Origin of the sequence: Azohydromonas sp. (assembly GCF_035325925.1) — a bacterium.
Lineage (GTDB): Bacteria > Pseudomonadota > Gammaproteobacteria > Burkholderiales > Burkholderiaceae_C > Calidifontimicrobium.
This window is the reverse complement of the sequence record NZ_DAOKZA010000065.1, coordinates 1-14,403: the sequence shown is the minus strand read 5'-3', so window position 1 is coordinate 14,403 and position 14,403 is coordinate 1. Positions and strand designations below refer to the sequence as shown.

Here is a 14,403-nt window from a genome sequence, read left to right as displayed (position 1 = left end):
GCGAAGCGCTCGATGCTCTCGGCGATCGAGCAGTTGATGTTCTTGCGGCTGAACGCCTCGCTGGCGGCGCCGAACACCACCACCTCGTCGGGCAACGCCGGCGCCGCCAGCGCCGCCTCGAGCCCCTTCATGTTCGGCACCAGCACGCTGTAGCGCACGCCCGGCGCGCGGCGGATGCCGCCCATCACCTGCGCGTTGTCGGCCATCTGCGGCACCCACTTCGGGCTGACGTAGCTGGTGACCTCGATCTCGCGCAGGCCGGCGGCCTGCAGGCGGTGCACGAGCTCGATCTTGTGCGCCGCGTCGACCGGCTGCTTCTCGTTCTGCAGCCCGTCGCGCGGGCCGACGTCGACCAGGGTGACGTGGCTGGGCATCATGGCGCGCTTCCTTCGGCGGGACAACCGACGATGATATCGGCGCTCGTCACTCGTCGGCCAGGCGCAGCAGCTCGTCGCCCTCGCCGACCTGGTCGCCGACGGCGAACCGCAGCTCGGCCACCGTGCCGTCGCGCGGCGACGCGATGGTGTGCTCCATCTTCATCGCCTCCATCACCGCCAGCGGCTGCCCCGCCTTGACCGCGTCGCCCCGGGCAGCCAGGAAGGCGATGACCTTGCCCGGCATCGGCGCCGTCAGCCGGCCGGCCTCGAACGCGCCCTCGCCGGCGTGCGCGATCAGGTCGACCTCGCGCAACACCGCGCTGTCGCCGTCGTCGGCGAACACCACCACCGTCTCGCCGTCGGCGTACACCGCCAGGCGGTGGCGCTGCGTGCCGAGCACCACGTCGTGCAGCGCGCCGCCGAGCGCACGGCACTGCAGCGCCCAGCGCTGCTCGCCGATGCGCAGCACCATCGCGCCGTCGTGCAGCCGGTCGAGCCACACGGTGTGGTGGCGCTGGGCGGACTCGAGTTCGAAGCGGCGTTGCGCGCCGCCGTGCAGCCGCCAGCCGTCGCGCCGCGACCAGGGGTCGGCGTCCTCGAGCGCGGCCTCGGCGGCCAGCTCGCGAGCGACCACGCCGGCCGCGGCGATCTCCAGCGCCAGCGGCGGGCGGTCGAACAGCGCGGCGCGCTCGCGCTCGATCAGCGCGGTGTCGAGGTCGGCGGTGGCGAACGCGGTGCTGGCCGCCACGCGGCGCAGGAACGCGACGTTGTTCGACAGGCCGACGACGTGCGTCGCGGCCAGCGCGGCGTCGAGCCGGGCCAGCGCCTGCGCGCGGTTCTCGCCCCAGACGATCAGCTTGGCGATCATCGAGTCGTAGTGCGGCGTGATCGCGTCGCCCTCGCGCACGCCGCTGTCGACGCGCACCGGCGCCGGCGCGTGCGCCGGCTCGGCGTCGGCGTTGCGGCGGAACTCGACGTGCGCCGGCCAGCGCAGCACCTTCAGCGCCCCGGTGGCGGGCATGAAGCCGGCGTCGGGGCTCTCGGCGCAGATGCGCGCCTCGATCGCGTGCCCGTGGATGCGCAGGTCGGGCTGCGCCGCCGGCAGCGGCTCGCCGGCGGCCACGCGCAGCTGCCACTCGACCAGGTCGTGGCCGGTGATCGCCTCGGTCACCGGGTGCTCGACCTGCAGCCGCGTGTTCATCTCCATGAAGTAGAAGCGGATGTCGCCGTCGTCGACTTCCTCGGCGATGAACTCGACCGTGCCGGCGCCGACGTAACCCACCGCCTGCGCGGCGGACACCGCGGCGGCGCCCATCTCGGCGCGGCGCGACTCGCTCATGCCGGGCGCGGGCGCCTCCTCGAGCACCTTCTGGTGGCGCCGCTGTACCGAGCAGTCGCGCTCGAACAGGTGCAGGCAACGGCCGTGCGCGTCGGCGAAGACCTGGATCTCGATGTGCCGCGGGCGCGTCACGTAGCGCTCGACGAGCACGTGGTCGTCGCCGAAGCTCGCGCGCGCCTCGCGCTGGCACGACGCCAGCGCCGCGGCGAAGTCCGCCGGCGCGTCGACGCGGCGCATGCCCTTGCCGCCGCCACCGGCGCTGGCCTTGATCAGCACCGGGTAGCCGATGCGCTCGGCCTGCTCGGCGAGCAGCGCGGGGTCGTTGTCGTCGCCGTGGTAGCCGGGCACCAGCGGCACGCCGGCCCGGGCCATCAGTGCCTTCGCGGCCGCCTTGCTGCCCATCGCGCGGATCGCCGCCGGCGGCGGGCCGATGAAGACCACGCCGGCATCGGCGCAGGCCTGCGCGAAGGCCTCGTTCTCGCTGAGGAAGCCGTAGCCCGGATGCACCGCCTGCGCGCCGGTGGCGTGCGCCGCATCGAGGATGCGCTGCCACTGCAGGTAGCTGTCGCGCGCGGCGGCGCCGCCGATGGCCACGGCCTCGTCGCACGCGAGCACGTGCCGGGCGTTCGCGTCGGCCTCGGAGTACACCGCCACCGTGCGCACGCCCAGCCGCCGCGCGCTGGCGGCCACCCGGCATGCGATCTCGCCCCGGTTGGCGATCAGGATCTTCTTGAACACGTCACCCTCCCGCGGCGCGATCGCCGCCTGCCTGTGCTGCCGACGTGGCGGCCGAACGCCATCGGCGCCACCCTCTCACGCCCCCGCCGCCGCTCGGCCGCGCAGCCGCCGCCACACCACGCCGACGAAGCGCAGCGTCAGTACCAGCAGCACCAGCGCCACGAAGGCCCCGACGCCGAGCACGACGAACAGCCACACCGGATGCTCCCACGCCAGCCACAGCAGCGCCGGCACCGAGACGTCGCCGAGCAGCGACAGGCCGATGTTGGAGAACGGCTCGGGCGAGGTGTTGACCGCGGCGCGCGTGCTCGCCTTGGCCGCATGCGCGGTGGCGGCCAGCGTGCCCCCGGCCAACGCGGCGATCGCCGTCCAGCTCGCGCCGTCGACCCCGCTGCCGGCGAACACCGCCCCGGCCAGCGCCGCGCCGGCCGGGATGCGCACGAAGGTCTGCACCGCGTCCCACGCCGAGTCGACCAGCGGCACCTTGTCGGCGAGGAACTCGACGGCCACCAGCACGCCGCTGGTCCACAGCAGCGCCGGCTGCTGAAGCATGTGCAACCCGCCCGGCAGGTCGACCCAGCCCAGGTGGCCCGCCAGCCCGGTGAGGAACACCACCAGGTACAGCCGCATGCCGCTGGCCCAGCCGAGCGCGGCGGCCAGCGCGACGAGCTGGGTGAGGTCGACGTCGTTCATCGCCGCCGCTCACGCGCGCCACGCCGGCTCGCGCTTGTCGAGGAAGGCCTGCACGCCTTCGCGCCCCTCGGCGCTCGCGCGGATGTCGGCGATGCGCCGCGCGGTGTCGGCGCGCAGTTCGGGCGTGATCGGCATGCCGGCGACGTCGTGCACCAGCCGCTTGCACGCCTGCACCGCGGCCGGCCCGTTGGCCACCAGCGTCGCGACGATCGCGTCGACCCTGGCGTCGAGCGCGTCTTCGGGCACGACCTCGTGCACGAAACCCAGCGCCTTCGCGGTGGCGGCGTCGAAGCGTTCGGCGGTGACGAAGTAGCGCCGCGACGCCTGTTCGCCGAGCGCGCGCACGACGTACGGACCGATGGTCGCCGGCAGCAGCCCGAGGCGCGCCTCGCTGAGGCAGAAGTGGACGCCCTCGGCGGCGACGAGCACGTCGCAGATCGCCGCCAGCCCGACGCCGCCGGCGTAGCAGTCGCCGTGCACGCGGCCGACGACCGGCAGCGGGCAGCTGTGGCCGGCCCACAGCATCGCCGCGAGGCGCTCGGCGTCGGCGCGGTTCTCCTCCCAGGAGTAGCCGGCCATCGCGCGCATCCAGTTCAGGTCGGCGCCGGCGCAGAACGCCTTGCCGTGGCCGCCGAGCACGATGGCACGCAGCGCCGGGTCGGCGCCCAGGCGCGAGAAGGCGTCGGTCAGCTCGGCGATCACGCCGTCGTTGAACGCGTTGCGCACCTCGGGGCGGTTCAGGAACACCCGCGCCACCGGGCCCTGGATCTGGATGTCGAGCGTGGTCATGTCATCGTGAACTGTGCAGTGCGTGCGAAGCGCGACCCGCAACGCGAGATCGGGCCGGCGGGGCAGGCTGCGCCCTCCATGTCCCCCGCCGCCGGCCGTCGGCCGTCGGCTCCTCTTTTACTTCCGGTCGCAGCCTGCCCCGCCAGCCCGATCCAGCCACGGCATCGACGTTCGACGGTCGAAGAACGCCGGCGTGTCCCGACGAGGACGGCGGGCGCCCTCCCCCGGAAGTGAAGGAGGAGGGGCGGGCGTAGCCCGGCCCGGGGAACATGGAGGGGGAGGGTGCCCGCCGGCCTCGGCCCGCGCGAACGGTGGCAGGCACGGACTCGGCCGAGCGCATCGACATGCCGCAGGCCTGTCGATGCGCGAGGATCGCCGAGGCATTCATCGCAAGGCTCTCAATACCTCTTCGCCGCCTCGTCGAGCATGACCTCGGTGGCGCCGCCGCCGATGCCCAGCACGCGTGCGTCGCGCCACAGCCGCTCGACCGGCGTGCCGGTCATGAAACCCATGCCGCCGTGGAACTGCTGGCAGGTCGCGGTGACCTCGTTGACCAGCTCGCCGGTCAGCGCCTTGAGCAGCGAGACGTCCTGCACGACGTCGTGGCCCTGCGTGACGCGCCACGCGCAGTGGTAGGCGTACTCGCGCGCGGCGCGCGTCTTCGCGTCGCACATCGCCAGCCGCTGGCGGATGACCTGCTTGTCCCACAGCGGCGCGCCGAACGCCCGGCGCGTCCTGACGTGCTCCAGCGTCAGGCGGATCGCCTGCGTGCAGTGGCCGATGGCCATCGCCGCCAGCGCGATGCGCTCGGTCTGGAAGTTCTTCATCACCGCGTAGAAGCCCTGGTGCTCCTCGCCCAGCAGGTGGCCGGCCGGCACGCGGCAGCCGTCGAAGTGCAGCTCGGCGGTGTCGCTGCTGCGCCAGCCGGTCTTGTCGAGCTGGCGGCCCACCGTGAAGCCCGGCGTGCCCTTCTCGACCGCGAAGATCGAGATCTCGCGCGCGCCGGGGCCGGTGCGTGCGGCGACGAAGTACAGGTCCGCGTGCACGCCGTTGGTGATGAACAGCTTGCTGCCGTCGATGACCCAGTGGTCGCGGTCGCGGCGCGCCGTCGTGCGGATGCCGGCCACGTCGGAGCCGGCGCCGGGCTCGGTGATGGCCACCGCGGCGATGGTCTCGCCGCGGCAGATGCCCGGCATCCAGCGTGCCTTCTGCGCCGCGCTGCCGCCGTGGTGCAGGTGCGGGCTGGCCATGTCGGTGTGCACCAGCACGGTGATGACGAAGCCGCCGTAGGTGCACCGGCTCAGCGCCTCGGCGAACACCAGGTTGGTCAGCGCGTCGGCGCCGGCGCCGCCGTACTCGGCTTCATACATGAGCCCGAGGAAGCCGGCCGCGCCCATGCGGCGCAGCACCTCGTGCGGCACGCTGCCGTCGCGCTCCCAGGCGTCGGCGTGCGGCTCGACCTCGCGCGCCAGGAACCGCGCCACCTGCTCGCGCAGCAGCTCGTGGTCGGGGGTCAGGTAGGCGTTGTCCATGCGGCGGCGCGGCCCGCGCTCACATGCGGAACACGCCGAACTGCGGGCGCTCGGGGATCGGCGCGTTCAGGCTGGCGCTGATCGCCAGCGCCAGCACGCGGCGCGTGTCGGCCGGGTCGATGACGCCGTCGTCCCACAGCCGCGCGCTGGCGTAGTACGGGTGGCCCTGGCGTTCGTACTGCGCGAGGATCGGCCGGCGGAACGCCGCCTCCTCCTCGGCGCTCCACGCGCCGCCGCGCGCCTCGATGGCGTCGCGCTTGACGGTGGCCAGCACGCTGGCGGCCTGCTCGCCGCCCATCACGCTGATGCGCGCGTTCGGCCACATCCACAGGAAGCGCGGCGAGTACGCGCGCCCGCACATGCCGTAGTTGCCGGCGCCGTAGCTGCCGCCGATGATCACCGTGAACTTGGGCACCGTCGCGGTGGCCACCGCAGTGACCATCTTCGCGCCGTGCTTGGCGATGCCCTCGCTCTCGTACTTGCGCCCGACCATGAAGCCGGTGATGTTCTGCAGGAACACCAGCGGGATGCGGCGCTGGCAGCACAGCTCGATGAAGTGCGCCGCCTTCATCGCGCTCTCGCTGTACAGCACCCCGTTGTTGGCGACGATGCCCACCGGCATGCCCTCGATGTGCGCGAAGCCGGTGACCAGCGTGCTGCCGTAGCGCGCCTTGAACTCGTCGAACTCCGACGCGTCGACGATGCGCGCGATGACCTCGCGCACGTCGTAGGGCTTGCGCACGTCGGTGGGGATGACGCCGTGCAGTTCCTCGGGCGCGTACTTCGGCGGCCGCGGCGGCCGGCGCAGCAGCGGGTCGGGCTTGCGCCAGTTCAGGTTGTCGACCACGCCGCGCGCCAGCGCCAGCGCGTGCAGGTCGTTCTCGGCCAGGTGGTCGGCCACGCCCGACAGCCGCGTGTGCACGTCGCCGCCGCCCAGGTCCTCGGCGCTGACGACCTCGCCGATGGCCGCCTTCACCAGCGGCGGGCCGCCGAGGAAGATCGTGCCCTGGTTCTTCACGATGATCGTCTCGTCGCTCATGGCCGGCATGTACGCGCCGCCGGCGGTGCACGAGCCCATGACCACCGCGATCTGCGGCACGCCCTGCGCCGACAGGTTGGCCTGGTTGTAGAAGATGCGGCCGAAGTGCTCGCGGTCGGGGAACACGTCGTCCTGGTTCGGCAGGTTCGCGCCGCCCGAGTCGACGAGGTAGATGCACGGCAGCCGGTTCTGCTGCGCGATCTCCTGCGCGCGCAGGTGCTTCTTCACCGTCAGCGGGAAGTAGCTGCCGCCCTTGACGGTGGCGTCGTTGCACACGATCACGCACTCGACGCCGGCGACGCGGCCGATGCCGGCGATCAGCCCGGCGCCGGGCGCCGCGCCGTCGTACATGTCGAGCGCGGCCAGCGGCGCGATCTCGAGGAACGGCGTGTCGGGGTCGAGCAGCATCTCGACGCGCTCGCGCGGCGGCAGCTTGCCGCGCGCGCTGTGCTTGGCGCGCGCTTCGGCGCCGCCGCCCTCGGCCACCTGCGCCAGCTTCGCGTTCAGGTCGTCGACGAGCGCGCGCATCGCCGCCGCATTGGCCTTGAACTCGTCGGATCGCGGCTCGAGCCGCGAGGGCAGCGTGGGCATGGGGTCTCCTCGGTCGACCGCGCGCATCGTGCCCGGCGGCGGTGAATTGACGTTTACGTTAACGTCAATTCTACGGAGCCGCCATCGGGGTCGCCCCGGGCCGCGCGCCGCGCGCCGTCAGCGCAACCGCGCCGCCAGCGCGTCGACGCCGGGGTACGTGTCGCGCGGCAGCGCCGACTTGCGCGCGAACCGGCCCCAGGGCTCGCCCGCGGCGAGCGCGCGGCAGAAGCCCGCGGCGTCGACCACCCACGCGCCGCCCATCAGCGTGACGCCGCGCGCGAACAGCGCGTCGGGCAGCACGCCGGCGCCGGGGCCGATCATCGCCAGCGCGCGGGCGCGCGCGCAGCGCGCGAGCACCGCGTCGAGCGTGTCGTTGAGCAGCACGGTGCTGGTCATCAGCACCTTGTCGCAGCCCTCGAGCTCGGCCGCATCGAGCGTGATGCGAAAGCCCGCGCGGTCGCCGGCGAGCTCGGCCCTCAGCTCGAGCACCGTCAGCCGCGCGCCACGCGCGGTGACCTGCTTCACCAGCGGCGGGAAGAAGCCGACCATGCCGACGTGCTCGCCGGGCTGCGGGTCGAGACCGCCGATCGAGTCGGTGGCCTCGGGCGGTGCGTACCCCGCGCGGTCGAACAGGCTGCGCGTCAGCGCATGCGCCGCGGCGAAGCCCAGCGTGCGCCGCACGCCCTCGCCCTGCGGCCAGGCACGCGCCAGTTCGAGCGCGTCGACGCCGACCACGCCGCCGCCTCGGCCCGCACCGTGCAGCGCAGCCAGCGCGCCGTCGAGCAGCACGTAGCTCAGCCCGAGCGCGCCGTCGTCGAGCTCGAGCGCGGCGAACTCGGCGTCCTTGCTGCCGTTCCACGGCGAAGGCGGCAGGTGCAGCGCGCGCACGCGCGGCCGCGGCAGCGCCGCGAAGGCGCGCGCCAGCGCGTCGACGGTCTCGGCGGCCGCGGTCACCGCGGTTTCGCGGCGCGCGCCGGCTTGGCCGCCACCGGTGCGCCGGCCTTCTTCCATGCATCGAAACCGCCGTCGATGTGGCCGACGTCGTCGAAGCCCATGTCCTGCAGCGTCTTCGTCGCCAGCGCCGAGCGCCAGCCCGCGGCGCAGAACAGCACCAGCTTCCTTCCCGACGAGAACACCGGCTTGTGGTACGGGCTGTCGGCGCAGGCCCAGAACTCGAGCATGCCGCGCGGCGCGTGGAACGCGCCGGGGATCACGCCGTCGCGCTCGAGCTCGCGCACGTCGCGCAGGTCGACGAACTGCACGTCGTCCATGCCGTGCAGCGCCTGCGCGTCCTCGATGCTGTAGGTGGTGATGACGTCCATCGCCTCCTGCACCATCGACTTCACGGTCTTCTTCATCGCCTCGCTCCGCGCTTCAGAACGGCCCCTGCGCCAGCCAGCGCTCGATCTGCGCCCTGCGGTCGTTGCCCCAGAACGGCTCGCCGTCGACGACGATCCACGGCGCGCCGAAGATGCCGGCAGCCACCGCCTGCTCGTTGACCTGCTTCAGGCGCGCCTTCCAGCGCGGATCGGCCCACACCGCCTCGGCCGCCTCGGGGTCGAGGCCCGACTCGCCGGCCAGCCGCTTGAGCGCCGCCGCGTCGTCGAGCATCACGCCGCGCGCGAAGTACGCGCGCAGCCCGGCGTGCGCCCAAGCCGCGGCGCGCGCCGGGTCGTGTTCGTCGTGCAGCCACCAGAACACGCGCGCCGCGTTCTGCGTGGCGATCGGGAAGCGCTCGGGCGGCGTGAAAGGCACGCCCTCGAAGCGCGCCGAGCGCGCGAAGTCGCGCATCGAGTACTCGCGCTTGAGCGGGTACGACACCGGGCTCTTCAGCTCGGCGGCCTGGAACGTCGCGCCCAGCAGCATCGCGTGCCAGCGCACCGTGCGCCCGTGCCGGGCGGCCAGCGCCTCGATCCACTCCGACGCGACGTACGAATACGGCGACGAGAAGTCGAACCAGAAGTCGATCGCCGGGCGCGCCGCGTGATTCGCCTGCCTGTCCATGCGGCAAAGGTACCACGCGCGCGCCGCCGCGTTGCACGCTCCGTCGCCTTGACACACGTCAACCTCCATGGGGCGCGGCGCGGCACGATCGGCGCCCTGCGACACGACAGCGGCGGCGCGATGGCGGTGTGGGAAGGGTTGTGCGTGCTGGGCGCCGCCGCGGTGGCGCTGGCGTTCCGCCCGTGGGCGATGCTGGCGCGCGCGCCGCTGCGCCACCCCTGGCTGGGGGCGCTGGTGCTGCTGCCGTGGCTGTGGCGCACCGAGTCCCTGCTGCCCGGCGGCCTGCCGCTGCAGCTGTCGCTGGCGTCGCTGCTGGTGCTGATGTTCGGCTGGCCGCTGGCGGTGTGGACCGCGCTGGCCGCCGCGGCGGTCGCCGCGTGGATCGGCGACCCCGCGTGGGCCTCCGGGCCGGCGGCCTGGGCCGCGCAGGCGCTGCACCTGGCGGCGTGGAACGGGGTGCTGCCGGCCAGCGTCGCGCTGATCGTCGGGCTGGCGACGCGGCGCTGGCTGCCGCGGCACCTGATGGTCTACATCCTCGCGCGCGGCTTCGGCGCGACGCTGGTGGCGATGAGCGTCACCGGCGCGCTGTGGGTGGCCACGCAGCCGGCACCGCCGGGCAGCGAGACGCAGCTGCTGCTGGTCGGCCGCTGGCTGATCGCCTGGGGCGACGCGTTCACCACCGGCATGCTGAGCGCGATCTTCGTCGCCTACCGCCCCGAGTGGCTGGCCACCTACAGCGACCGGCGCTACCTGCCGCCGCGCTGAACGCCGCCGGCGGGCGCGCCGATGCACAGCGTCGGCGCACGGATCGACTCGAGCAGCGCGTCGCCACGCGCGCGTTTGCCGGCGTCGGCGGCGTCATACATCGACGGCGGCGTGGCCAGCACCAGCCGGCATGCGGTGTCGGGCGCGAAGCGCGCGAGTAGCCACAGCGACACGTCCGCGCCGACCCACGCCACGAAGCCGGTCAGCGCAAGCAGCCCAGGGGCAGTGGCCGTCCCGCTCTTCATGCAGCGCAGCGTGGGCGGCGAAGTGTGCAGGTCCCGCGCATGCTCGGACGCCCCGCCGCCGTCGCCCGCTACCAAAGCGAACGGCCGCATGTAGCGGCCGTTCCATTTGGTGCATCCATCTGCCGAAGCAGCATCTGCTTGTTAGCGGACAGAGCTCATATCCCGAGCATCGAACGGGCCGAGGATATCCTTTGCCGATCGCTTCGGCAACAAGGAGGGGACGACATGCTCAAGCGGATGCGATACCGGCTGGGACTCGATCTCGGCACGACCTCCATCGGATGGTGCCTGATCCGGCTCGACGGCAACGACGCGCCCAGCGCGGTCATACGGATGGGCGCGCGCATCTTCGGCGACGGGCGAAACCCTAAGGACGGCAGCTCGCTCGCGGTCACGCGCCGACTCGCGCGGCAGATGCGCCGCCGGCGCGATCGGCTGCTCAAACGCAAGGCCCGGCTCGAAGCGGCATTGATCGCTCTCGGCTTCTGGCCCAGCGACCACGATGGTCGCCGTCGGCTGGCCACGCTCGATCCCTACGTGCTGAGGCGCGATGGTCTGGACAAGCCACTTGCGCCCGACCACTTCGGACGCGCCGTCTTCCACCTCAATCAGCGGCGCGGCTTCCAGAGCAATCGGCGCACCGACCGGCGCGACAGCGAGAGCGGCCTGATCAAGTCCGCGATCCACAGGCTGCGTGAGCAGCTCGCCGCCCAAGGCGCACGCACGGTCGGCGAGTGGCTCGCCCAGCGCCACGAACGTCGCGAGAGCGTGCGTGCGCGCCTTCGCGGGCGCTCGGCGAGGGACAAGGCCTACGACCTGTACGTCGATCGAGCCATGGTCGCCGACGAATTCGATCGGTTGTGGGCAGCGCAGGCGAGCTTCGATCCTGTCTTCTACGACGACAGCAAGCGCCAACAGCTTCGGGACACCCTGCTGCACCAGCGCCCGCTGCGCCCCGTGCAACCCGGACGCTGCACGCTGATCCCCGACCAGCCGCGGGCGGCGCTGGCGTTGCCCAGCACGCAACGCTTTCGCATCTACCAGGAACTGAATCACCTGCGCTTGATCGGCCCGCACCTGAGCGAGGCGCCACTGAGTCTGGAGCAGCGCGACGAACTGGCAGGCCTGCTCGAGCGTGGCGACGTCACCTTCGTGAAGGTGTTGAAGGCCCTGAAGCTGCCAAGCGCGACCCGGTTCAACCTGCAGGACGCGAAACGCGACAAGCTCAAGGGCAACGCGACCACGCGGGAACTGTCCAAACCCGATTGCTTCGGCGAGGCCTGGCATGCGTTCACACCCGCGTTGCAGGACGAGATCGTCGAGCGACTGTTGACCGAGCCCAGCGAGACGGTGCTCGTCGACTGGCTGACCACGCGAACCGGCGTGGACGAGGCCGCCGGCGAGCGCATCGCCGCCGCGGGGCTGGTTGCCGGGTACGGCAACCTCAGCCGAACGGCCATCGCCAGCGTGCTACCCGAACTCCGGCGTGCCGTCGTCACCTACGACGAGGCCGTGCGACGGGCAGGGTTCGACAGCCACAGCGTGCTGTCGCATGCCGAACGCACCGGTGAAGTGATGGATGCGCTGCCGTACTACGGTGAAGCGCTGCAACGCCACGTGGCCTTCGGCAGCGGCAGCACCAACGACCCACCCGAAGTCCGCTACGGACGCATCGCGAACCCGACCGTGCACATCGGCCTCAACGAGCTGCGCAAGGTGGTCAACGCGCTGATCCGCCGCCACGGACACCCGTCGGAGGTGATCGTCGAGGTGGCACGCGAGCTCAAGCAGGGGCGAGAACAACGCGAGCGCGAGCAGGAACGCCAGGCGCAGCGCCAACGAGACAACGAGGTCTTCCGCGAGCAGATCGCGGCGCTGCCGGGGCGCGCGGGCCAGCCGGTCCCGGCCGCGGACCTGCAGCTCATGCGCTTGTGGACCGAACTCAATCCCGGTGACGCCGCCAACCGCCGTTGCCCCTACACCGGCGAGCAGATCAGCATGGCGATGCTGTTCTCCAACGAGGTCGAGGTCGAACACATCCTGCCGTTCTCGATGACCCTCGACGACAGCCTGAACAACAAGACCGTGGCACTGCGCCGCGCCAACCGCGACAAGGGCAACCGTACACCGTTCGACGCCTTCGGCCACTCGCCAGCGGGCTACGACTACGCGGGCATCCTGGAGCGCGCCGCGCTGATGCCGAGGGACAAGGCGAAGCGGTTCGCCCCCGACGGGTATCAGCGCTGGTTGCGCGAGGACGACGACTTCCTCGCGCGTGCGTTGAACGACACCGCGTACCTCTCGCGCATCGCGAAGGAGTACCTGTCGCTGGTCTGCCCGCCGAACCGCGTGCGCGTGATCCCGGGTCGCCTGACCGCCATGTTGCGCGGGAAGTTCGGGCTGAACACCGTGTTGTCCGCCAACGGCGCCAAGAATCGCGACGATCATCGTCACCACGCCGTCGACGCCGCGGTGATCGGCGTCACGGACCAGGGTCTGTTGCAGCGATTCGCCGCCGCCAGCGCCGACGCGCGCGAACGCCAGCTGGACCGACTGGTCGAGAGCATGCCGCTGCCCTGGCCCACGTACCGCGAACACGTGGCTCGCGCCGTGGACCGGGTCGTCGTCAGCCACCGGCCCGACCACGGCTACGAAGGCGCCCTTCACAACGAGACGGCGTACGGGCTGCGGGCGGACGGGCGCGTGACCCACCGCGTGATGCTCGACAGCTTCAGGAGCGCCGCCGAAATCGAGAAGCGGACCTTTGCCGACGAAGCGTTGAAGGCCTGGCTGCTGCAACGCACGGCCGGACTGTCGGGCAAGGCGTTCGCCGAGCGCATCGAGACACTGCAACGCGAGCGCGGCATCAGGCGGGCGAAGCTGGTCGAACCGCTGACCGTCATCCCGATACGCGACGCGAACCGTGTGCACCGCCACGGTACCGATGCGCACGGCGAACCACGCGCGTACAAGGGCTACAAGGGCGACAGTAACTACGGCATCGAGATCTGGCGCGACGAGCGCGGCCGCTGGCAAGGCACGGTGATCTCCACGTTCGACGCACACCGCATCGTGCGCGAGCACGGGGGCGGCGAGCACGGATGGCGGCGGCTGCGCCACCCGAGGCTTGCGCAGAACGGCCGGCCGCTCGTGATGCGTCTCACGAACGGCGACTGCATCCGACTCGAACTGGGCGGGCGCATGCCGTTATTGACGGTAGCCAAGATCTCCAAGAACGGACAGGTGTTCATGGCCGAACATCACGAAGCCAACGTCGACGCACGCAACCGCGACAAGGACAGCGGCTTTAACTACGTCTCGAAGATGGCGGGGTCGTTCCAGAGCGCCAGGGCGCGACGCGTGACCGTGTCACCGATCGGCGAGGTGCGCGACCCCGGCTTCCCGGGGTAGCGCCGATGATCGGTCGGATCGTCGAAGTCGCCGACGACCGCCGACACCTCGCGCTGTCGCGCGGCTTCATGGTCGTTCGCGACACCGACGGCGAGCGCAAGGAACTGGGCCAGGTGCCGCTGGACGACATCGCCGCGGTGATCGGCAACGCGCACGGACTGAGCTACACCAACAACCTGCTCGTCGCGCTCGCCGAGCGCGGCGCACCCTTCGTGCTGTGCGCCGCCAACCACAACGTGGCCGGGATGCTGCTGCCCATCGACGGCCACCACCTGCAGGGCAAGCGCATCGACGCGCAGCTCGCCGCGACCAGGCCCACGGTCAAGCGGGCGTGGGCCGAGGTCGTGCGTGCCAAGCTGCAGCAACAGGCCGCGGCGCTCGAGGCCGCCGGCGCGCCGAGCGCGCCGCTGGCCGCGCTCGCGGCGCGCGTGCGCTCGGGCGACCCCGACAACCTCGAGGCCCAGGGCGCGCGCCGCTACTGGACGCTCCTGTTCGGCGACGGATTCAGGCGGGACCAGGACGCAGGCGGCGTCAACGCGTTGCTCAACTACGGCTACACCGTGCTGCGCGCCTGCATGGCCCGTTCCGTGGTGGCCGCCGGCCTGCACCCGACGATCGGGCTGCACCACAGCAACGAGGGCAATGCGATGCGCCTCGTCGACGACCTGATGGAGCCATTCCGGCCGGTGATCGACCTCAGGGTCTGGCTGCTGTTGCGCAACGAAGAGCGCGAGGTGACGGCGGAAACGAAACGTGCGCTGGTGCGCACGCTGTACGACGACATGCCCACGCCGTCGGGCGCGACCCCGCTGATGGTGTGCACGCAGCCCCCTGTGCCAATATGACCTGCGTCACCTACCCCTGACCATTTAGTGAGCAA

12 protein-coding genes and 1 pseudogene are annotated in these 14,403 nt (G+C 72.0%); 3 read left to right on the top strand and 10 right to left on the bottom strand.

Annotation, left to right across the window (positions count from 1 at the left end; all coding sequences use genetic code 11):
* The 9 genes and pseudogenes from PKC53_RS17150 to PKC53_RS17110 all read right to left on the bottom strand — a co-directional run.
* A pseudogene (locus PKC53_RS17150) lies at window positions 1-377 on the bottom strand (hydroxymethylglutaryl-CoA lyase); the annotation flags it as partial.
* 46 nt (window positions 378-423) lie between these two features.
* Window positions 424-2,454 carry a biotin carboxylase N-terminal domain-containing protein gene (locus PKC53_RS17145; protein ID WP_324430825.1) on the bottom strand — a complete coding sequence of 677 codons (2,031 nt, stop codon included), beginning with the start codon at window positions 2,452-2,454 and terminating at the stop codon, window positions 424-426.
* 75 nt (window positions 2,455-2,529) lie between these two features.
* Window positions 2,530-3,147 (bottom strand): DUF4126 domain-containing protein, encoded by a 618-nt coding sequence (locus tag PKC53_RS17140; RefSeq protein WP_324430823.1) that lies wholly within the window; start codon window positions 3,145-3,147, stop codon window positions 2,530-2,532.
* A gap of 9 nt (window positions 3,148-3,156) precedes the next feature.
* Window positions 3,157-3,936, bottom strand: coding sequence for an enoyl-CoA hydratase/isomerase family protein (locus PKC53_RS17135; RefSeq protein ID WP_324430821.1), 780 nt, complete (start codon window positions 3,934-3,936; stop codon window positions 3,157-3,159).
* 398 nt (window positions 3,937-4,334) lie between these two features.
* Window positions 4,335-5,468: an acyl-CoA dehydrogenase family protein gene (locus PKC53_RS17130; RefSeq protein ID WP_324430819.1), complete on the bottom strand. Its 1,134-nt coding sequence runs from the start codon at window positions 5,466-5,468 to the stop codon at window positions 4,335-4,337.
* A gap of 19 nt (window positions 5,469-5,487) precedes the next feature.
* Window positions 5,488-7,098 carry a carboxyl transferase domain-containing protein gene (locus PKC53_RS17125; RefSeq protein ID WP_324430816.1) on the bottom strand — a complete coding sequence of 537 codons (1,611 nt, stop codon included), beginning with the start codon at window positions 7,096-7,098 and terminating at the stop codon, window positions 5,488-5,490.
* 117 nt (window positions 7,099-7,215) lie between these two features.
* Complete coding sequence (locus tag PKC53_RS17120; RefSeq protein ID WP_324430814.1) at window positions 7,216-8,052, bottom strand: DUF364 domain-containing protein; 837 nt, start codon at window positions 8,050-8,052, stop codon at window positions 7,216-7,218.
* Window positions 8,049-8,456: a rhodanese-like domain-containing protein gene (locus tag PKC53_RS17115; protein ID WP_324430812.1), complete on the bottom strand. Its 408-nt coding sequence runs from the start codon at window positions 8,454-8,456 to the stop codon at window positions 8,049-8,051. Before PKC53_RS17115 ends, PKC53_RS17120 begins: the two co-directional genes overlap by 4 nt.
* Window positions 8,457-8,472: 16 nt before the next feature.
* Window positions 8,473-9,102: a 2-hydroxychromene-2-carboxylate isomerase gene (locus PKC53_RS17110; RefSeq protein ID WP_324430810.1), complete on the bottom strand. Its 630-nt coding sequence runs from the start codon at window positions 9,100-9,102 to the stop codon at window positions 8,473-8,475.
* A 48-nt stretch (window positions 9,103-9,150) separates the two neighbouring features.
* Here PKC53_RS17110 and PKC53_RS17105 point away from each other — a divergent pair, with 48 nt between their 5' ends.
* Window positions 9,151-9,867 carry a hypothetical protein gene (locus tag PKC53_RS17105; protein ID WP_324430808.1) on the top strand — a complete coding sequence of 239 codons (717 nt, stop codon included), beginning with the start codon at window positions 9,151-9,153 and terminating at the stop codon, window positions 9,865-9,867.
* On the opposite strand, the gene PKC53_RS17100 is transcribed toward PKC53_RS17105, so the two are convergent.
* Entirely contained in the window at window positions 9,849-10,112 is a 264-nt protein-coding gene (locus tag PKC53_RS17100) for a hypothetical protein (protein WP_324430806.1), read from the bottom strand. The genes PKC53_RS17105 and PKC53_RS17100 overlap by 19 nt on opposite strands.
* 225 nt (window positions 10,113-10,337) lie before the next feature.
* Here PKC53_RS17100 and cas9 point away from each other — a divergent pair, with 225 nt between their 5' ends.
* Both cas9 and cas1 read left to right on the top strand, forming a co-directional pair.
* Complete coding sequence (gene cas9 / locus PKC53_RS17095) at window positions 10,338-13,523, top strand: type II CRISPR RNA-guided endonuclease Cas9 (protein WP_324430804.1); 3,186 nt, start codon at window positions 10,338-10,340, stop codon at window positions 13,521-13,523.
* 5 nt (window positions 13,524-13,528) lie between these two features.
* Window positions 13,529-14,368 carry a type II CRISPR-associated endonuclease Cas1 gene (gene cas1, locus PKC53_RS17090; protein WP_324430802.1) on the top strand — a complete coding sequence of 280 codons (840 nt, stop codon included), beginning with the start codon at window positions 13,529-13,531 and terminating at the stop codon, window positions 14,366-14,368.
* The last annotated feature ends 35 nt before the right edge of the window (window positions 14,369-14,403 follow it).